The organism is Labrenzia sp. THAF82 (assembly GCF_009363435.1).
GTDB lineage: Bacteria > Pseudomonadota > Alphaproteobacteria > Rhizobiales > Stappiaceae > Roseibium > Roseibium porphyridii.
This window is the reverse complement of the sequence record NZ_CP045354.1, coordinates 657,629-675,942: the sequence shown is the minus strand read 5'-3', so window position 1 is coordinate 675,942 and position 18,314 is coordinate 657,629. Positions and strand designations below refer to the sequence as shown.

Here is an 18,314-nt window from a genome sequence, read left to right as displayed (position 1 = left end):
CCTCGTGAGCGGGCGCTCTTTTTTGGGCCTCTCGATGGCGACGCGGGGGCCTCACCGAGACATGCCTTTGTTTCAATTTGCAAACTATTTGTCTACGCGATGATGTAGGGGTTTGGGTCTGCGTGCTACCAAACCGAAACCAGATTAACAACTTCGCAACCCCCATCCCTTTTCTCAATCTGATCTAGCGCGAAATGCCCAAGGATGAGGCGATCCACTTCACGCCAACCCCTTCCTCATGGCTCAATGTCGTCGAAGGCTTCTTCGCCAAACTGAGCCGGCGGCAGCTCAAAAACGGCGTCTTTCATTCCATCTTTGATCGCTAGGCAGCCATCAAACGCCTCATCCCAGAGTACAACGCCAACGAGCCCAAGCCAATCGTCTGGAAGGCTGATCCTGACAAGATCATTGCCGCTCGAAATCGAGGGGTTCAAAGGTTGGAGTCAATTCCATTAGCTCTTATTTGAAAGCTGTTGGAGGGTTTTGTCTGGCGAATTCCTTTTTTGCGTGATGAGCCAAACCATAGCCTCGGTGTCAAAACAATTGGTCGCATCAGAAAGTTCTCTGAGGTGCGCATCAGGAAACAGCTCTCGTAGCTTTATGAGCCGCCCCATACCATCGGCATCAAGTTGACGGGCCGCGCCGCGACATTCTCTGAAGGTCGCATAGGAAAACAACCCTTTCAGCTCTTTCATCCGCTCTAATTGTTCGGCCTTAAGGACATTGACCGTAACTAGAAGTAGTTGTACCCCTTCACCAGGGAATAGCAGAAATAGCTGGCAAAATAAACTCAGAACTTTCTTTTCTTTCAGTGCCTCAATCCTGTTTTCGATATTATCTAACAGCTCTTCCAACTGGTATATATTCAGGCCTTTACAATTCGGTTTAAGCTCCTTAACAATTTCAATTTTATTAAAATGTTTACGAGCAATTCTAAAAACTCGTCCGAGCTTCTTTTGACTAGGAATAAATAATTTCAGCTCTTTGAGCAGCTCCATATGATCGGCATTAAGCCAACGAACTGAGTCAACAAGCTCTTTGAAGGACGCATTAGGAAACAGCTTTTTCAACTCTTTGAGCCGTACCATAGCTGCGTCATCAAACCAATTAACTGCATAAAAAAGCTCTTTGAAGGATGCATCAGGAAACAGCAATTGCAACTCACACATCAGCAACATAAGCTTTTCATCAGTGTTACGAAAGTACCTCAGGAAATCAAAGAACTTTGTGCTATTTTCTGAGAATCTGGATTTGCGTACCTGTTCTAGCTTTTCAATTAAAGGCTTTCTTAACTTATTTAAAGCTTTGACCAATGCAGTCTGGATTTTGATCCGTTCTTCGGTTTGCTGTTTGATCCGTTCTTCAGGTCTAAGTTTGCACTCTGCCAATACCTTAAACCAAGCAACAGCTATTTTGGCGACACCCTTTTCTTCTAACTTTTCGTGAAACTGCGAAAACGTCAGGCTGGTTTCCTCGCCTACTTTGGCTTTTCCTGTCAGGAGATTCGTGTCATCACGTAGCGGATCGGTCCTACAGCGATACTCAGACTTTAGCAGTTTTATTAGAGCATTGTATCTATCTAGTCGTGTCCCAAGAGAGGGGCCGACTTGCCGGACAGAGCCGCCCTCGTCGCTCTCTTTTTGCTCTGCCGCATTTCGTGCTAACTTTTCTGACTTATCTAATTCAGTGAGTATTGCTGGTATTGCTGGCATTGCTGATTTAGCGAGTGCACTAAATGTACATTGCGGTTTAAGAGGCGCCGTCAGAGCCGCTCCTCTAAGGGCCTCTATAGCCTCGCTATTTTTATTTTGTGCCAATCGAAACAGATACCTAAAGGCACCTACAGGATCACTCTCCTTTCCAATCTTGACAATCTGATCAACAGTCTTGCCATTAAAGTGACCGGTTATCACCCTTCCTTGGGGAGGCACCGCACCCGACTGGCTAGCTTGTGAGCCAGATCCTGGAACTTTGATGTCACCCATGTGAGCGCCCTTCGGTAATCATCCCATTTTTCGCGGGGTCGATAACTGGACTTCAGGCTGCAGCTGTCAGTTTCATTTTCGGCGTAACGCCGCCGATGGCCATATTTGGCCGCTCATTGTTGTATGTCCATAGCCAGCGTGTGGCGTGATCCTGTGCCTCCTTGATCGTGTTGAATATGTATTGTCCGAGCCATTCATGGCGGACGGTTCGGTTGTAGCGCTCGATATAGGCGTTCTGTTGCGGTTTGCCGGGCTGGATGTATTGCAGCCCGATCCCGCGCCGTGAAGCCCACATTTGCAACGCCGCACTGACGTTTTCCGGGCCATTGTCCACCCTGATGTTAAGGGGCTTGCCGCGCCATTCGATAATCCGCTCCAGCGTACGGATTACCCGTAGGGCCTGAATGGAGATGTCCACCTCAATGCCCAACCCCTCCCGGTTGAAGTCGTCCAGCACGTTCAGAGTCCTGAAGCTACGCCCATCGGCCAACTGATCCGACATGAAGTCCATTGACCAGGTGACATTTGCCTCGTTTGGCACAACCAACGGCTCCGGCTTTTCCCGAACCAGACGCTTCTTCGGGTTGATGCGCAGGTTTAACTCCAGAGCACGATAAATCCGCCGGACGCGCTTGTGGTTCCAAGCAAAGCCTTTGACATTGCGCAGGTAAAGGAAACACAAGCCGAAGCCCCAGGTACGGTGTGTTGTCGTCAGCCGCACCAGCCAGTCTGCGATCTCGGCATTCTCGTCGCCCAGTTTGCGTTCATAGCGATAGCAGCTTTCGCTGATCTGGAAAGTCCGGCAAGCAAGCGCAATGCTCACGCCACGCAGACGGATTGCATTCATGGCCATCTCTCTACGTTGAGACGGCCTCAAGGCTTTTTTCCCAGAGCATCCTTCAGCAGTTCGTTCTGCATTGCCATCTCGGCATACATCTTCTTCAGTCGGCGGTTCTCCTCGGCCATCGCCTTCATCTCAGACATCAACGAAGCGTCCATCCCGCCATATTTGGAACGCCAGTTGTAATACGTCGCGTTGCTGATCCCGTGCTCCCGGCAAAGATCGGCGACTGGGACCCCGCTCTCACCCTGCTTCAAAACTGCCAGGATCTGGCTTTCCGTAATTCTTGATTTCTTCATGTCGTTCTCCAAGCGCATCAAAGGCCGGAGAAGTCCAATTTTCAACCCGTTGGTTTTTGGGGACGATTACCATCGCCTCATCCTTGGGCATTTCGCGCTAGATCAGATTGAGAAAAGGGATGGGGGTTGCGAAGTTGTTAATCTGGTTTCGGTTTGGTAGATCGCTTTAATAATTCAGAGTTCCGTTTTCCCAGGTCGATCATCTTCTACGCAGTTTGGGCGTATCAGCGAGGAAGTCTCCGACCTGATCGGCCAGGCCACGTTCAAGGCCGAAACGGAAAACTCGGAGCGCCTCATTCAAAGGCCCCTCGTCACACCGGAAGACCTCAGAAACATGGACTATCGCAAACAGATCGTTCTGGCCCGCACCAGAAACGTCGAAAAAGCCCCCATGCACCTGTGGCAACCGCGCTATTTCCTCAGGCCAGACTGCAAAAAACACGCAGACCCAAACCCCTACATCATCGCGTAGACAAATAGTTTGCAAATTGAAACAAAGGCATGTCTCGGTGAGGCCCCCCGCGTTGCCATCGAGTGCTCCAAAAAAGAGCGCCCGCTCACGAGGAACGGGCGCTCAATATCGGGACCAAAGGACAGCAGCAAGACGTCTTGGGAGGAACCTTCGGCTCGAACGAGCCTCGCCTCGCTGCTGATCTTTAGATAGCCCATCAAAACACCACACACCTGTGACGCGCGACACCTTGAAAGCCTGCCTGCTTTCGGCCAGCGAATGACGGCATTGTCAACGCCAAGGCTTCAAGCCTGGAAGGTTTTGAGCTATGCCTGTCCCCTGGAGCGGCTTGGCTGGCCCCCCGGCCTCTTCGATCCCCAGATTGTGGACAGGATTTGTATCTTCATCGCACCGTGATGCGTTAATCATGATCCGCCCGCGACCTATCCCAAATACGCCTTATTGCCGATAGGTCACTTTATGGCCGCCTGAGTACTAAATAACACATAGCATATGGCCCGGCCTCTATGCAATTTTTACGTGTAATCCTCATACGTACAGCTAATGTACTTGTATCACGAACCGACGCGGTCCGAGGGATCCACAGCTGCAATTTGCGATGCAATAGGCTTCGGTTCCGCGCGCTGGAGAACATTATGACCAATCCTCTTTCTTGCATGACTGGCCCTCTGACTTTATTTGTCCGCGGAATAGTGTGCGTTGTAACTTGCCCTATCAGGTTTTGTGGCCGTGTCGTTCAATTCACTCTTAGACAGTCAGTTCGAGATGCTTATTTACAAGCGCCAGTTGAAGAAAAAGACAAATTGCACAAGCTTCTAGCCCGTGACGAAACGAATGATCGCACTGGTCGGACTGACATGAGCAAAGAATTTCTCGCAAAACAAACAGAGGCAATGACCCTTAAGCGTAGACGGGCATCTGCCGCCAAATGTGCAGACAATAAGACTCTTGCTGACCGAAATGTCTTGAATAGGGTTGTGATAAAGCCCACCCAGATTCCTGAAAGCCAGCCAGAAACAGATCCGCGGGTTCCCAGTGTGCTCATGGATCCGCCTGCTAATACTAGACAACCAAGCATTCTAGATTAGCAGAACCGCCGCCAGGCGGCCTTGGTGTAGATGTAGCGGATTGAGATTATCCGGTCTTGGGGACAAAATACGGGCGCACCAGGTGAATCCGAACGCGGACATGATGAAACTGGTAGACATACCGGACTTAAAATCCAAAAGCCTTGAGTCGTGCGGGTTCGAGTCCCGCTGTCCGCACCAAATCTGACGCTGACCTCTGAGCGCAGACGGTTACCGTCTTGCGCAAACCCTGAGCCAGCGCGTAGGTGCCTCTTCCCAGATTTCTGCAATACTGTGCTGCAGGCCTATCGCGCCGCCATCGCGGTCGCATTTTACACCAACGATCTTTTCTTAGGAGAGCAGTGCCAAAGATTACATTTAGATCTAAATCCAAATGCTATCAGTCTTTTACAACTGATTTGATAGTTTTTTTTGCAGGAGTGCGGTTAGAAATGAGTGTTACAGCTTCACCAGCATTAATCCATAAACCAAGCAATCATGTTTTGGAAACGGGACAGGCACACAAAAAAAAGAATCTCTTTCGAAAGATCGTCTGTGCCTTTCATAAAAAGCGCTCAAACAAGACACCAAATACAATTCATAAGGTGGACGTTGTTTATTTAACTACCGCGAAAGCAACTAAACCAAAAAAAGTAAAATATTATAATGATGCGGCTCTGGAGCGGAAATGCTTGAGAGCCTCAATAGAACTTGAGCCTCTTTTTAAAAAATTTCCAAGTAGAGTCAGAAATTTACTATCTTTACCGAAAAATCAATTTCTTGCTGCTGCAAAGAGCGGCCATTTGGACACCTGGGCCGCAGACCTGGGTTTTGTGGACCAATTGGGTAATGAAAATCAATGGAATGAGTTTTTAGGTGACATGTGGCGAGATGCGCGGTGCTTCCACCTTATTATGACTATGGATATAGATCGTTTCAAACAATTACCAGATTTTACTCTGGCCGAAATCGGCTTGGCTGATTTTGATTGTAAAAAATTGGAAGATCTATGGATCGATAAGAAAAAGAAATATTTCTTCTCGTTGGATATTAATCAATTCGCGCGCATAAAGGATGAAGAGTGGGAGTTAGTAAAACTTGGGCCAACAACCACTTCTAGAGCTGAACTTTGGAAAATGTTTGATGAGCCGAAGAAACAGAAGGCGAAGAAACAGTAGGTGTCGCGGATTTGAAACTTTCGGGTCTTGTTGATCGAGCGAACCCAAAGTGGAACTGTAATTGTAGCGGATTGAGATTATCGCCAAGATCGGTTTCACGGGAGCACCCCGTGACTGGATACGCCCGGGGCTACGAGCTCTGCCCTATCGCGAGCGTTGTTTTTATTTCCGCACTGATGCGGACACGGTGACCATATTGCGGGTCATTCATGGGCGGCAGGATGTGGCAGCGCAGGAGTTTTAAGTCGCATAAGGCTACCTTGGAATGAGAAGAGGGCCCGCGCTGCGGAATTCTCAAAGCAATGAAAGGACTGGCTTGCCCGAGACTTAAGGGCAGAACAAAACTGGGCTATTGGGGGGCAAGTATCTCGATGACCTCGCGCACAAACCACGATAATCTCAAGCCGTTACCAATAGGCGGCAAGGTAAGCCGTTCGAGCGTTCAGCTCCATACGAAGGGGCACGGCGTCTCGCGTTTCGCGCCGCTGAGCAGCTGTTCGGTCATGAAGCGCATAAGATCGGACCAGCAGGACACGCCGACCTTGAAGAAGACGTTGTTCTGATGGTGTTCCGCTATCTCCGGACGGGTCTGAAGAATGTCGGCACACTCATCAACGCCGTATCCTTGCAGGCCGAGCCGGGCGACTGCGCTTTCCTCTGCAGTCAGGTTCCAGGCTGCAAAATGGGTTTCCACCATCATGGCAAATGCGTCCGACGCTGCCTTGATTTGCTGGTGGAGTTTCGCTGGATGGTTCATCTTGCCCTCGCCACGATGTGTTGCCGATGCCTCTTATCTAAAGGACCGAATGCGCCTTGACCTGTGACGATCGGCACGCAGCAATGATCTGAACACAATGCCGGATCAAAGACCGCAGCGAGTTGCTGATTTTCTACGACTTTCCAGCCCAGCATTGGCAGAGCCTCCGGACCTCCAATCCCATCGAGTGCACAGTCGCCACGATCCGTCACCGGACAAAACGAACCAATTGCCTGCCTCGGTGAGGCCTCCGCGTCGCCATCGAGAGGCCCAAAAAAGAGCGCCCGCTCACGAGGAACGGGCGCTCAATATCGGGACCAAGAGACAGCAGCAAGACGTCTTGGGAGGAACCTTCGGCTCAAACGAACCTCGCCTCGCTGCTGATCTTTAGATAGCCCATCGAAACACCACACACATGCCCAGAAATTTAGGCCGTCGCAGCAGTGCTGCAATAATGCGGCTGTGACCGCAGTCACACGCGGACAGCATCGCATGACCCACATTAGGTCAAGTGGCGCTTGCAGAAAGTGAATGCGACGCCAAAGGAACAGATCCGATGCAAGACCGTCTGAAGGCTCTATGGCTGACGGTTTCATGTCCGCAAAAAGGTGCAATTCGATGACTGATCAAGCGATCTCAACTCAGTGCCACACCACGTCCCACAGTAAGACCTTCCCCATGCCCATGGCCCCTGGGATCCGGCAGCTGAAAGCATTTTTCTCAAATCATCGCAAACAGCAGATCTACCGCGATTTGTTGTGCGAACCCGATAGCCGCCGGGCAGACATTGGCCTGTCCCGCGAAGAGATTGTTGCTGCACTGAGATCGGTCGGCGGAAATGTTCCCCTACGAAAACCGCAGGCAGGGGTGCTTCAGCCCTGCGCTTGGAGCTGAGCGCTCCTTTGCAGGCTCCTATCTGTGCGGAACCGGAATTGTTCGTTACGCTGTGCCGCAATATGGGCCGCTTAACTAGCGAATCGGCCCTGTCAAATCTCCCGAAGCTGAATAGCTGTTGCGAATTGAGATTATCCGGGCTTGGAATTCAAGCCGCCGCATCATGACCGCCTAGACACTACTTTTGACAACAGCTCCTTGACCAGCTAGAGCAAGCTTTGCTGCGGCAGACTATCTTTTGTTGGTAGAGCGTCTATTACCCCACCTGTTTCTTTCTCGGCGGCAGCTAGGTCGAACTGATTTTGCAGGTTGAGCCAGAATTGAGGCTCGTTGCCAAACCAGTGTCCAAGCCGCAAAGCGGTATCTCCTGAAATCGCACGCTTGCCATTCAAAATCATGCTTATGCGGTTAGCCGGAACGTCGATCTGACGTGCAAGTTCGGTTGGGGAGATTCCCAACTCCAGCAGCTCATCTTTCAAAATAGTTCCCGGATGGACTGTTCTTTCAAACATCGGTTTTCTCCTTTCTCCTAGTGGTAATCCACGATTTCCACGTCACTTGCTCCCTGCTGATCTTCAGGCCACTTGAAGCAAATGCGGTATTGCTGGTTGATCCTAATGGAGTACTGCCCTGCCCTGTCACCGCGTAAGGATTCCAGCCTGTTGCTTGGCAAGGAACGCAGATCATTTAGCGAGGTAGCAGCATTCAGGATCGCAAGCCGTTTTTCGGCTTGATCTTCGAACCCTTGGAACGCCTTGACGAACTGCCCTTTGGCAAATTTCTCAGTCTTTTTGTCTGCGTAGTTCAGTATCATCAATAAATAAGGTAGCAACAAGATACGCAGTACGTCAAGCGGACAATTCGCACTCACTATACTTACCCAAAGCATCCGGTGGAGGCCTCCGCAGAAAAAAAGGCGCCCGCTCACGAAGAACGGGCGCTAAAATAAATGAAGTAACCAGCAGCTGGACGTATGGGGAGAACACTGTGGCTCAAACGAGCCCCGTCTCGCTGCTGGTCTTGGAATAGACCATTGAAACGCCCCGCGCCTGTGACGCGCGACACCAAGGAGGGCCAAGGCAGCTCGATGTCAGCTGCCCGCTTCTGCATCAGCCTCCAGCCGCCGGTAAATTGCCTGGCGCGGGACGTCGGCGGTCCGCGCAGCGGCCGTGATCGTCATGCCGCCATCGAGCATCTGGCGGATGCCGGGCCAGCGGTCATCGGTGATTGACGGTGGCCGACCAGCCGGCCGCCCTGCCCTCTTCGCAGCAGCCATTCTCTCTTTGGTTTGACCTTGCCCCTTGTCTGGTTGCACGTGCTGCCCGTTTTGAGGCAGTGCGTTGCCAACTGTGAAACCAACTCCGGCTCACGCCAAGGACGCGGCAAAGCAGGCGGATCGAATGATGGGCAACTTGGGCAGCGATGAACGCGAGCTTCGTAATCATGTCTTCGCCGCCCATTGCGCGAAAAAAGCGGATGCCTTGCGCATAACCTCATTCTCTTCCTTCAGCCGCTTGTTGTCACAGCGCAGTTGCGTCAACTCAGCTGCCTCTACTTGGCTCTGAGCCAAAGCCGCAGCAGACCCTGCTGCCAGCAGCTCAAGGTGCCAGCTCTTTAGCTGACTGCTGGTCACGCCTAACTCTCCCGCAAGACTGGCATAAGTGACCCCGTCTTCGGACAAGCGCGCAACCCCTTGCTCCTTGTACTCAGGTGTGAACCGCCGTCTCGTTTGCTTGGTCATCAGCGCCTCCGTTCCAAAGGTTTACTTTAACCCCGGTCCGGATTCATGGGGCAAAGTCACCCAATGGCCTGCAGACCCCGTTTACAAACGACGAATAATCGGGCTCTCTTTTTTTGAGATATCAATCAACTCTCCCAAGTATATTACAGGGTCGGTAAGTAAATCAAAAAATCCTCCTCGTATCTCCTGTTTAAGCGGCTCACCGTTGCTCTCCCAATTTTCAATAGTTTTTTTTGCTGTTTTTTTAATGTATTCTTTCTCTTTTTCTATTCGGACCGACACATCTTGAGATTCGCTGTTCCTTTTTCTCGTTTCATGTATGTGTTTCATAAGCCATGTATTATTCTTAAGTGCGTCCAGGATATTATCTCTGTAACCACGTTCCAACTCGCGCCGTTTATTTCGGAGTTTTGCTTCGACCTTTATTCTTGTGGGTGTACCCAGTAATCTGGAAATCGGATTCGACAATTTTATTGCAACCCGATTAAAAAAAGTGGTATTTCCCTTAATAATCACACTGGTAGAAGCATCAAACGTTTCCATTTTATTCACAAAAGCCGTTTGGCTGCTCTTGGCGCTAGGTAATTGTATGCTCATATTTTCTCCTGTGCGGATTTTTATGAAGTTTCTTTTAAAAGATAAGTGGGTGCGACTTCTGTATTAGTGTTTTTTAGTACATATCGCGCCATTACTTTGATCCGCTTCTGGTTACCATTCACGAATGCTTTTTTGGAAAGGACACAGGACTGGTCAACGCACATTCGTGGCCTTTGCATGAGAGGGCGATGTTTAGGGTGATCGCAGCGGCCCAACGAACCTTCGCGGCCGGCCGGCATCCGCGCCCGATCGGGGGCAGGGACGACAACCCGCTCGCCTTAGGTGTGCTGCACCGGAATTATCAGATGGTGGGCTCCGCAGAAAAAAGACGCCCGCTCACGAAGAATGGGCGCTAAAATAAATGAAGTAATCAGCAGCTGGACGTGTGGGGACAACACTGTGGCTCAAACGAGCCCCGTCTCGCTGCTGGTCTAGGAATAGCCCATTGAAACGCCCCGCGCCTGTGACACGCGACACCAAAGAGGGCCAAGGCAGCTCGATGTCAGCTGCCCGCTTTGGCATCAGCCTGGAGCCGACGGTAAATTGCCTGGCGCGGGACGCCGGCGGTCCGCGCCACGGCTGCAATCGTCATGCCGCCATCGAGCATCTGGCGGATGCCGGGCCAGCGATCATCGGTGATTGACGGTGGCCGGCCAACCGGCCGCCCTGCCCTCTTCGCGGCAGCCCTGCCCTCTTTCATTCGCTGCCGGATCACATCCCGTTTGAATTCGGCAAAGGCCGCACTGATATGGAAAAACAGTCGCCCGCCCGGCGTTGTCGTGTCGATCGCTTCATGTAGCGATACGAAGTCAATACCAAGCCCCCCGATCCGTTCGACATCTTCAATCAGGAACTTCATCGACCGCGCCAGCCGGTCAAGCCGCGTCACGACCAGAGCGTCTCCTTCGGAGGCTGCCTGCAATGCGTGTTCGAGCTGCGGCTTACTAACCGCCCCTCCCGAAACACCCTTGTCATGAAAAATGCGCTCACATCCAGCGGCTCTGAGCGCGTCCCGTTGACCGGCACCTGACTGGTCGTCGGTCGATGTTCTGATATATCCGATTTTCATGTCCGGAATTAATCACGCCATGCAATTTTAGACAAGCCGAATAAAGGACAGTTTTCGGTTTCGGACACACGGTCCGTCCCGCGACCTTCATGCGGTTACCTTGCCTGGATCAGTGCTTCTCGCTGCTCAGACTCGGAGGAACAAAAAATGGAATATCGTCCAGACTGAAATCTGACGCACGCATCCACGAATAGGCCCCAAACAAGATGCAGGTCACTACCGTCGTTAAAATGATGACCCGCCACAACAAAGGTTGATCCGGTGCGCTTTCCGCAGTTCCGGGGATTACATCCCCTGCTTCTTCTTGGCTCCGTTTGATGCCAAAGGGTAAGATCCCAAAAAGAACGATCCACCACATCATGAAAAACAGAGCTATGCTGAGCGTCACTGACATCCTGTTCTATTCCATTTCCAATTTGGTTTCAGGGCCCGTTTGAATCGTTTCAGGTTTGCGTCTGACTGACAGGTTCGATTTCTGAAGGCAAGCTGGATATACACAAAAACCTCGCGCTGAGTGAACTTTCCCAATTCCTACGCCATGAGCAGTTCGAGAATTTTTACACTTAAAATCATTGGGCAAGTCTGGAACTTTTTGTGACAAGTGAGGCGAACGCAACCAGATCTCCAATACGGGCACGCCGTGGTCCATGGGTGCGCCGATGATCCAGGTGGGCAGGTCGATTTCCTTGATTTTGGGGAACATGATCCTGGCGGTGTTTTCCATCTCGCCTGGTGTTGCCTGAGTCTGGGGTCGTGTCTCAACGAAGATGAGATGGGCGTAGAATTCCTCAGATTCACTGCATTGCATGAGCTTTGAAGGGATCACATGGGATCGGCCTGGCGGGGAGGGAGCTCGGAATTGACCTCTTGGGGTGATGATGCGCCGAGTAGTCTTTGCAGCTCGCTTTGCAGTTTCAGGGCGATGGGCTCAAAGATGGCCCGTCTTTGTGCGGCCATGGGGTCGGTATTGTCACCGGTGATTTCGGTGCGGATGTTGGTTTGCCCGTCTCCGGCCTGAAGAACGAGGATCCTGCCGAGTTCGCCGAGCCTTTCGTGATTGAGGTAAAAGGCCGGGGTTCCGTCAGGCAGGTCCTGGCGTGTGCTGACAACGTCTTTTGGCAGAATTCCGGCAAACATTTTTTGATTGGTTTCCCTTGTTTGTTTCAGCGGGAGAGCGGGAGTGCCAATGTCTCTCTATGTAACGATTTCGATGGCTTTTTCGCAGGCCTTTTGGAAGGTTTTTGGTCTGAAGGCGAGAGCCTTGCGGATGGCGCGGACATGGTCCTGGTGTTCGGTGTCATGAAGGAGAGCTTCATCGACCAGATAGAGGAACCAGTTTCGTAAAGATACCGATCCTGGTATGAGCTCGTTGACGGCCTGCTGTTTTGAGACGGGTTTTTGGCCGTTGTCTCCAAGGACGAGATTGAGCGCGGTGAGGATGGCCCTTGCGGCAGCAACGTCTTCAGGTTCCAGGAGCTCTTCGATGATGGCATTGGCCCGTTCTCTGACGGAGACTTTGGGCAGTATGCTGACTTCGTATCCAAGCGTTGGCAGAAGGGCGGCGAGCCGCTCATACTCTCCAACGGCGTCGTTGAAGCTATGCTGACGTTCCGGGTCAGCGGCATAGATTTCCGGCCAGGGCGGGGCAAGAAAGACGCGCTGATGATAAGGGTTTGCAGTGAGGACGTCTTTTTTGAGCGGCTCACCGGTCACATGTTGAAGGGCGGCACAGGCGTCGATGATCCCCCGATCGAAGAAGACCCATCCGGTTTTGTCTTCCACCGTTTCATAATCGTGCCTGGCCACTTCAACGGCGCGGCGGGCAAATGCAGCTACTTCGTTCCATGGCAGGGCCTTTCCGTTGCCTTCCAGCTCTTGCCTGATGATACGCCGTCCCGGCTCTTCCACTACGGCAAATCCGCGGGCGGCAAGTTCCGCCAGAAGGGTCGATTTTCCGCCTCCTGAACAGCCGGTGATCAGGACGCGCTTGTTTGTCTGGTCAAGTTTCATGTTGTCTCATTTGCAAGGGCTCGCAGTGATTTAGCAAGGTTTAGTTTTTGATCATTTGCCCTGTCGATCATAGCGCAAAAGTATCCGCCCGGAGAGGTGATGTGAGCAGGATCACGCAAGGCTTTTTCGGCAATAATGGCGATCAGGATCTTGCAGGGGAATGCTATCGGCCTTGCAAGCTTCCAGAGCAGACCCGTAGTGACCCAGAAATGCGACGAGAAAATAAGAGCTGGTGAACTGCCTGTGTACGGTTCACTTCTGATCTGGCTAGTCAGGAGTAGCTTCGACCTTTGCCTGTTCCAGCTCCTCAATGGGGCTTGATGATTTAGACGCCTGCCGCTGGCTCAGATGTGCCAAGGTAGGTTTTGTTTCAATGCTATTTTGAGGCGTCGATGTCAGAAGTTCATACAATTGGTTTGGATTTGGCGCAATCGGTATTTCATGCTCATGGGGCAGACTCATCAGGAGGAGTTGTTTTCCGCAGGCGCTTGCGGCGTAGCCAGGTTTTGAGTTTCTTTGCGGCCCAACCAAAGTGCTTAGTTGCGATGTAAGCCTGTGGCAGTGCCCACTATTGGGGACGCGAGCTTACCCGTTTGGGACACGAGGTTCGGTTGATACCGCCCATTTACGTGAAACCATTCGTGAAGCGTCAGAAGAACGATGTTGCAGATGCGGAAGCGATTTGTGAAGCCGCGACCCGCCCGACGATGCGATTTGTTGCTGTCAAGAGTGAAGAGCGTCAGGGCATTGCCGTCATATTGCGGACGCGCGAGCTATTGATCCGGCAACGTACACAGATCATCAATGCGCTGCGGGGTCATCTGGCGGAATTTGGGGTCATCGTCCCTAAAGGCGTGAGCAACACTGGTAAGTTGATGGATCACATCTGCGACCCGGCAATGGCTCTTCCCGAAACGGCCCGTGATGCTTTGAGCCATTTGACCGATAGCCTGTCCCGGTTGGATGATCACATTCAGGGTCTGGATCGCGAAATCACGCGTCGTGCGAAGGCGAGCGGGACGGCGAGGCGACTGATGACAATTCCCGGGATCGGACCTTTGATTGCAGTTGCCATAGTAGCCTTGGCGGCTCCCCCTGCAACCTTCCGGCGTGGTCGAGATTTTGCAGCTTGGCTCGGTCTTACGCCAAAGCAGAATTCGACAGGAGGAAAACAGCGATTGGGAGCCACGACAAAGATGGGAGAGCGCTCATTGCGACGATTGTTGATTATTGGCGCAAATAGTGTGGTCAGCTGGCGAGCAAAGAAGGGGGCAATGTCAGGGTCGTGGCTCGAACGTATGCTCGCTCGCAAGCCTGCGATGCTGGTTCGGGTCGCTCTGGCCAACAAGATGGCACGTATTGTCTGGGCGGTGATGTCAAGCGGTCAGACATATAGGGCTCCGGCTGCTCAAGCTTAAAACGGGAGCAGCTACGGGGACGGCGGCGCAAGAGAGGTCTTTAGAAGTTTGGCGTAACGATCTTGGGATGAGGTCAGGAAAACCAGTTTGCGACACAGTGCCTTTGAGCACGTGGGCTTGATTTTGGACCTGACACTCGAACACCATACGGGCCCGCGGCAAGTCAAAAGCCGCATCAAAGGCCGGACACATGTCAGCACCCGACCGTGCGATCAAATAACCAAAAAAATCCTCTTGCAATCAGGGCGTCTACACATGTCGCAAAGTTTTTCGTGTTAACCACGCCTTGAGGTTTGGCTGTTGAAAGAGCGGTCCTGTCATTGGAGTTCCGCGTCATGATTCTGAGGGCCATCGTTGAAAAACTGAAACGCCAATCGAAGGATGACTTCAAAGGCAGGCAGTTCGAGGCTTGGTTGATCATCCAGGCGGTGTCCTGGTACTTGCGTTATCCTCTGAGCTATAGAGACCTGGAAGAAATGTTCCTGGAAGGCGGCTTTAAGGTAGACCACAGCACCATCAACAGATGGGTTTTGGCGTATGCGCCGCTGATCGAAAAACGGCTACGCCGCTTCCGCAAACCGCATTGCGGCTCGGTCCGCATCGATGAAACCTATGTGCGCATCAAGGGCCAATGGCGCTATCTGTATCGGGCCATCGACAAGCATGGACATCCGGTCGATTTCCTGCTCACGGCAAAGCGCAACCTGAATGCTGCCAAGCGGTTCTTTCAAAAAATGTTGCGGGAGGCCCCACTGCTGTCACCGGGCAAAATCGGCACCGATGGTGCTGGCACTTTTCCTCCGGCCATCGGCGACGCGGTTGACGGTGGCCTGCTTGCTTCGGATCCGGTGCATTATGTGACCAAGCATTTGCAACAAGGCATAGAGAGCGATCATTTCAGGGTGAAAAAGAACATGCCGAAGGTCGGCGGGTTCCGCTCGTTCAACTCAGCCAGAAGAACCATCGCCAGCTTTGAAGCCATGCTGTGGCTCAAGAAGGGCTTTGACTTTACCGGTCAATGGAGTGTCCGCGAACATAACGATCTGCTGGCAGTGATCTTCGGAATTGAAAAAGTTAACGAAGCCTGAAAAACGCTCCCAAAATGGGAGAATTCTGTCCGCCAGTGAGGGTTGCGACAGGACCGTTCTATCTCGCCAAAGCCTGACTGCTTGTTAACGTGACAAGCCCGGCCGGACAAATGACTGCTCGCAACATGATCGAAATCACGGAAGAAAACTCTTGCAAAGCTTGGGCTGTCCAAAAATGGCAATCCCGCTAAAATGTATATCGAATACCAAACATGAGGTCTTGTGTGGTATAGTTGCCATCGAACCCTTGAGTAAATTCCTCGTTTATGGACCTGCTCAGCGTTCCTCCTTCAAATTTGCCCAGATCCATGTATCTGTAGCTCAAGTCAAGCGACACGTTGTTGGTTAGGCCAATTGCGAGACCTCCGCCCAAGCCCCATGCAAAATCCGTCTTGCTGTCCCCTTCAACAAGCACGCTCTGTGTACCTACGGAAACCTCCAAATCACCGGTTCTATTGTGGGACAAACCCACAAAACCCGCTACGTTGGGTGTAAACGTGAGGTTGCCTACGTCGAAGGAGAAGACGTCATAAATACCACCTAGCATGAGCGAGTAGGAACTCACATCTGCCTGGAGTCCAAAATCCAAACCTAAAAAATCTTGCAGACTTGGGTCGAAACTGTGGCCCTGCCTGTACTGAAAAAGAGCTTCGGTGCGTATCGATTTGCACAATCGGGTACCAACGGCCAAACCAAAAGTACGACCGGTTCCAAGAGTGAAATCATCGATCGGCAGAAAAAAACCGGCGTCATCTGCAAGTTGCGTTTCCCCGGCGCGCGCTCCAATGGAGGTACCGAGCTCACTTCTGAGATAAGTTTCGTTGAGAAATACGCTTTCAGCATATACTGGGCTGCAATATGCAGAAAATACTATGAAAAGAATAGTATTTTTTATTTCCCTCATTCGAATTCTCCTCATACACACAAGAAAAAAGACTTTTACTCAAGGAAAGACTTCTTGTTGGATTAATTTATTAAAGATTAACTATATTTATTAACGAAATCTAAATTATCTCATCACCAAACCTCCTCTTGCACGCGGGCGCAAGAATACGGCACTTTGCGCTCGTTCGACGCCACCGTGTTGCACAAATCAATCATGCGGCACGGCATGCCCATTTGCTCTGCATGCTCCGACTGATCTTCATGTCACGGTATTCAGCCAGATGGCCCCCCTCGTCGAGGGTGATGTCCTTCTTTTCTTTGATCAACGCTCTGACGAACTCTTCGTATGGATCAAGGAGGGAAGTACTTTTGCGACCGGGTTTGCGGAGCCGCGTCTCGCCTTGTCCAGCCCGCGCAATCCAGCGGATCGCACTCGACGCACTCACTCCAAATCGCGTTGCCGCCTGCCGGGCGGAATGACCTTCTTGCGAGGCTTTCAAAACCCGCTCTCGAAGATCGCTGCTTTGTGCCCGTCCAATCAAAGCAACCTCCATTGCTGGCAAGTTCGAAGCAGACAGAGCCAGAAATGCCACATCACATTCGATCCATCGAATAACGGAATGGCATGGAAATAATGAATAAGGAACTCTGTGCTCACAATTATGAGCTTTTCGGCTCGTCAGAGCGGAGGCCTGTAGCAGTTGAAGTGGTCCTGGAGCTTCGGACAGGTCAGCGGCTGAGTATAGGTGTATCCGGTTATCCAGGCCGATCCGGTGAACTGCGCCCCCTGATCGGTGTTCATGACCTCAGGCGGCTGATGGCCTCTTTCAAAGCTTCAACGCAGGAGTGGGCGTGCATCGTACTTGACATACGCACAGGTGGCGTTGTTTCTCTCTCCCGGGGTTGCCTGGGTCTGGGGTCGTGTCTCAACGAAGATGAGATGGGCGTGGAATTCCTGGGATCTGCTGCATCGCCTGAGCTTTCAGGGGATCACATGGGACCGGCCCGCAGGGGAGGGGGTTTTCAGCCTTTGCCTGTTCCAGCTCCTCAATGTTGTGCCGGTCACGTTCCTCGTTCTCGGCCCGCCGTCTCTCCGCTATCTCGGCGCGTTCCTGCTCCCGGAGTTCGGTAATCAATTTGTCCTGTTTCTCGCGCAACTGCTTTAGCAGCAGGCCCAGTTCAGGGTCCTCCAGATGTGCCATTGTATAACCCATCGGGTTTTGGTCCGCTTGCTCGATGCGTTCGTGCAGCCACTTGTAGCAAGTGGTCGTGAAATCGCTCGTTGTTTCGTCGGAAAAGTCCACATAAAAGCGCACTGCGTCATCTGAGATGAGATCAAGGCACTCAATCATGTGAGAACTGATTAACGTGATCCCCATCTCTTCACGATCACCAAACAGCTTGAGCAGTTGCTCTTCAGTTGCATTTGGAAGATCCGAATTACACGCCGCGAGCATGACACTCATCGCAACAGTGGCTAGAGATTTCTTGAACAATTTCTCCTCCTGACTTTACTTCTCTGTCTGATTAGCGCGGCACTCTGGCGTTGACCTGTGCCATTTGACACAGCTTCGCAACACGTCGCGCTCTGGCGCAGGTGAGACCAGCTCCAGCAAATCAAGTGTTGCCGTTGTTACCGTATTGGGTGTCTGGGAGTGTTTTGAAGAGCCTTCAGCACCGGGTCTTTGGGCACCCTGCTGGAGCCGTCTTTGCTCTCGTTTTGTTGAGAGCGCTCTCTGGCCACCGTTTGCAAGGGTAGCACGGGATGATGTGGCTGCCCTTGCTGTGGATGGTCAGGCGGCCAGAGAGCTGACTGTCTTTGTTCACAAGGGGTGGGTAAGTGTGGGGCCCTGTGAAGACAGCACTCCCGGAACTTGGATATGGTGTGCTATAGACACGCCATGCGGGTACCAAGCTACGGTTGGTTACTCGTTAGGGGTGGGTGGTCCTCAGGTTCCAAACTTTGGCCACTCGCCCCGAAAGCGAGTTTTTTGGTTGTATCAGCCAAAGTTG

Annotated in this window: 17 protein-coding genes, 1 tRNA gene and 4 pseudogenes; 7 read left to right on the top strand and 15 right to left on the bottom strand. The window is 51.9% G+C overall.

Annotation, left to right across the window (positions count from 1 at the left end):
* Positions 1-215 precede the first annotated feature (215 nt).
* Positions 216-467 (top strand): annotated as a pseudogene (locus FIV00_RS30210) (IS630 family transposase); the annotation flags it as partial.
* Here the strand turns inward: FIV00_RS30210 and FIV00_RS03320 are convergent.
* Positions 453-1,985: a hypothetical protein gene (locus tag FIV00_RS03320; protein ID WP_152499458.1), complete on the bottom strand. Its 1,533-nt coding sequence runs from the start codon at positions 1,983-1,985 to the stop codon at positions 453-455. The pseudogene FIV00_RS30210 and the gene FIV00_RS03320 overlap by 15 nt on opposite strands.
* A 52-nt stretch (positions 1,986-2,037) precedes the next feature.
* A protein-coding gene (locus FIV00_RS03315; protein ID WP_371419552.1) for an IS3 family transposase occupies positions 2,038-3,125 on the bottom strand; the annotation gives its coding sequence in 2 pieces (ribosomal slippage) (positions 2,038-2,864 and positions 2,864-3,125; 1,089 coding nt in all).
* 160 nt (positions 3,126-3,285) lie between these two features.
* On the opposite strand from FIV00_RS03315, the gene FIV00_RS30525 reads away from it, so the two are divergent.
* The 3 genes from FIV00_RS30525 (at position 3,286) to FIV00_RS03300 (ending at position 5,842) form a co-directional block, all read left to right on the top strand.
* On the top strand, positions 3,286-3,597 hold the full coding sequence (locus FIV00_RS30525) for a type IV secretory system conjugative DNA transfer family protein (protein ID WP_152504094.1): 312 nt from the start codon (positions 3,286-3,288) through the stop codon (positions 3,595-3,597).
* A 1,182-nt stretch (positions 3,598-4,779) separates the two neighbouring features.
* A tRNA-Leu gene (locus FIV00_RS03305) sits at positions 4,780-4,865 on the top strand.
* A 251-nt stretch (positions 4,866-5,116) separates the two neighbouring features.
* Positions 5,117-5,842: a hypothetical protein gene (locus FIV00_RS03300; protein ID WP_152499456.1), complete on the top strand. Its 726-nt coding sequence runs from the start codon at positions 5,117-5,119 to the stop codon at positions 5,840-5,842.
* 442 nt (positions 5,843-6,284) lie between these two features.
* On the opposite strand, the gene FIV00_RS03290 is transcribed toward FIV00_RS03300, so the two are convergent.
* A complete protein-coding gene (locus FIV00_RS03290; RefSeq protein WP_209006798.1) occupies positions 6,285-6,599 on the bottom strand; it encodes a helix-turn-helix transcriptional regulator in 315 nt (104 codons plus the stop codon).
* 98 nt (positions 6,600-6,697) lie between these two features.
* Between FIV00_RS03290 and FIV00_RS03285 the strand changes: the two are divergent.
* Positions 6,698-6,841, top strand: a pseudogene (locus FIV00_RS03285) (transposase); the annotation flags it as partial.
* Between the two features lie 858 nt (positions 6,842-7,699).
* On the opposite strand, the gene FIV00_RS03280 reads toward FIV00_RS03285, so the two are convergent.
* The 9 genes and pseudogenes from FIV00_RS03280 to FIV00_RS03240 form a co-directional block, all read right to left on the bottom strand.
* Positions 7,700-8,005: a HigA family addiction module antitoxin gene (locus FIV00_RS03280; protein WP_152499455.1), complete on the bottom strand. Its 306-nt coding sequence runs from the start codon at positions 8,003-8,005 to the stop codon at positions 7,700-7,702.
* Positions 8,006-8,022: 17 nt separating this feature from the next.
* The gene (locus FIV00_RS03275) at positions 8,023-8,307 is read right to left on the bottom strand and encodes a type II toxin-antitoxin system RelE/ParE family toxin (protein ID WP_152504091.1); all 285 of its coding nucleotides are present in this window, start codon (positions 8,305-8,307) and stop codon (positions 8,023-8,025) included.
* 276 nt (positions 8,308-8,583) lie between these two features.
* Positions 8,584-8,769: a helix-turn-helix domain-containing protein gene (locus FIV00_RS03270; RefSeq protein WP_209006797.1), complete on the bottom strand. Its 186-nt coding sequence runs from the start codon at positions 8,767-8,769 to the stop codon at positions 8,584-8,586.
* A gap of 165 nt (positions 8,770-8,934) precedes the next feature.
* The gene (locus FIV00_RS03265) at positions 8,935-9,234 is read right to left on the bottom strand and encodes a transposase (RefSeq protein WP_152499454.1); all 300 of its coding nucleotides are present in this window, start codon (positions 9,232-9,234) and stop codon (positions 8,935-8,937) included.
* Between the two features lie 81 nt (positions 9,235-9,315).
* Positions 9,316-9,831, bottom strand: coding sequence for a hypothetical protein (locus tag FIV00_RS03260; RefSeq protein ID WP_152499453.1), 516 nt, complete (start codon positions 9,829-9,831; stop codon positions 9,316-9,318).
* A 502-nt stretch (positions 9,832-10,333) separates the two neighbouring features.
* Positions 10,334-10,900 (bottom strand): recombinase family protein, encoded by a 567-nt coding sequence (locus FIV00_RS03255; RefSeq protein WP_152499452.1) that lies wholly within the window; start codon positions 10,898-10,900, stop codon positions 10,334-10,336.
* A 109-nt stretch (positions 10,901-11,009) separates the two neighbouring features.
* On the bottom strand, positions 11,010-11,294 hold the full coding sequence (locus FIV00_RS03250; protein ID WP_152499451.1) for a DUF1467 family protein: 285 nt from the start codon (positions 11,292-11,294) through the stop codon (positions 11,010-11,012).
* Positions 11,295-11,722: 428 nt separating this feature from the next.
* Entirely contained in the window at positions 11,723-12,037 is a 315-nt protein-coding gene (locus FIV00_RS03245) for a hypothetical protein (protein ID WP_152499450.1), read from the bottom strand.
* 327 nt (positions 12,038-12,364) lie between these two features.
* Positions 12,365-12,910: pseudogene (locus FIV00_RS03240) on the bottom strand (AAA family ATPase); the annotation flags it as partial.
* Positions 12,911-13,302: 392 nt separating this feature from the next.
* Between FIV00_RS03240 and FIV00_RS03230 the strand changes: the two are divergent.
* Together FIV00_RS03230 and FIV00_RS03225 are read left to right on the top strand one after the other, a co-directional pair.
* Positions 13,303-14,328 (top strand): annotated as a pseudogene (locus tag FIV00_RS03230) (IS110 family transposase).
* A gap of 335 nt (positions 14,329-14,663) precedes the next feature.
* Complete coding sequence (locus FIV00_RS03225) at positions 14,664-15,416, top strand: IS6 family transposase (protein ID WP_152499447.1); 753 nt, start codon at positions 14,664-14,666, stop codon at positions 15,414-15,416.
* A 187-nt stretch (positions 15,417-15,603) separates the two neighbouring features.
* On the opposite strand, the gene FIV00_RS03220 is transcribed toward FIV00_RS03225, so the two are convergent.
* From FIV00_RS03220 to FIV00_RS03210, 3 genes are all read right to left on the bottom strand, one after another.
* Positions 15,604-16,320, bottom strand: coding sequence for an outer membrane protein (locus tag FIV00_RS03220; protein WP_173005860.1), 717 nt, complete (start codon positions 16,318-16,320; stop codon positions 15,604-15,606).
* Between the two features lie 193 nt (positions 16,321-16,513).
* Positions 16,514-16,843, bottom strand: coding sequence for a helix-turn-helix domain-containing protein (locus FIV00_RS03215; protein ID WP_173005859.1), 330 nt, complete (start codon positions 16,841-16,843; stop codon positions 16,514-16,516).
* Between the two features lie 384 nt (positions 16,844-17,227).
* Entirely contained in the window at positions 17,228-17,797 is a 570-nt protein-coding gene (locus FIV00_RS03210) for a hypothetical protein (RefSeq protein WP_152499444.1), read from the bottom strand.
* Positions 17,798-18,314: the final 517 nt, after the last annotated feature.

What these genes read in the sequence shown, in the direction of transcription:
- FIV00_RS03275 (WP_152504091.1), bottom strand. Translation starts at nt 8,307, where the DNA reads ATGATACTGAACTACGCAGACAAAAAGACTGAGAAATTTGCCAAAGGG.
- FIV00_RS03245 (WP_152499450.1), bottom strand. Translation starts at nt 12,037, where the DNA reads ATGTTTGCCGGAATTCTGCCAAAAGACGTTGTCAGCACACGCCAGGAC.
- FIV00_RS03270 (WP_209006797.1), bottom strand. Translation starts at nt 8,769, where the DNA reads ATGGCTGCTGCGAAGAGGGCAGGGCGGCCGGCTGGTCGGCCACCGTCA.
- FIV00_RS03300 (WP_152499456.1), top strand. Translation starts at nt 5,117, where the DNA reads ATGAGTGTTACAGCTTCACCAGCATTAATCCATAAACCAAGCAATCAT.
- FIV00_RS03280 (WP_152499455.1), bottom strand. Translation starts at nt 8,005, where the DNA reads ATGTTTGAAAGAACAGTCCATCCGGGAACTATTTTGAAAGATGAGCTG.
- FIV00_RS03220 (WP_173005860.1), bottom strand. Translation starts at nt 16,320, where the DNA reads ATGAGGGAAATAAAAAATACTATTCTTTTCATAGTATTTTCTGCATAT.
- FIV00_RS03320 (WP_152499458.1), bottom strand. Translation starts at nt 1,985, where the DNA reads ATGGGTGACATCAAAGTTCCAGGATCTGGCTCACAAGCTAGCCAGTCG.
- FIV00_RS03260 (WP_152499453.1), bottom strand. Translation starts at nt 9,831, where the DNA reads ATGAGCATACAATTACCTAGCGCCAAGAGCAGCCAAACGGCTTTTGTG.
- FIV00_RS03290 (WP_209006798.1), bottom strand. Translation starts at nt 6,599, where the DNA reads ATGAACCATCCAGCGAAACTCCACCAGCAAATCAAGGCAGCGTCGGAC.
- FIV00_RS03255 (WP_152499452.1), bottom strand. Translation starts at nt 10,900, where the DNA reads ATGAAAATCGGATATATCAGAACATCGACCGACGACCAGTCAGGTGCC.
- FIV00_RS03250 (WP_152499451.1), bottom strand. Translation starts at nt 11,294, where the DNA reads ATGTCAGTGACGCTCAGCATAGCTCTGTTTTTCATGATGTGGTGGATC.
- FIV00_RS03225 (WP_152499447.1), top strand. Translation starts at nt 14,664, where the DNA reads ATGATTCTGAGGGCCATCGTTGAAAAACTGAAACGCCAATCGAAGGAT.
- FIV00_RS03265 (WP_152499454.1), bottom strand. Translation starts at nt 9,234, where the DNA reads ATGACCAAGCAAACGAGACGGCGGTTCACACCTGAGTACAAGGAGCAA.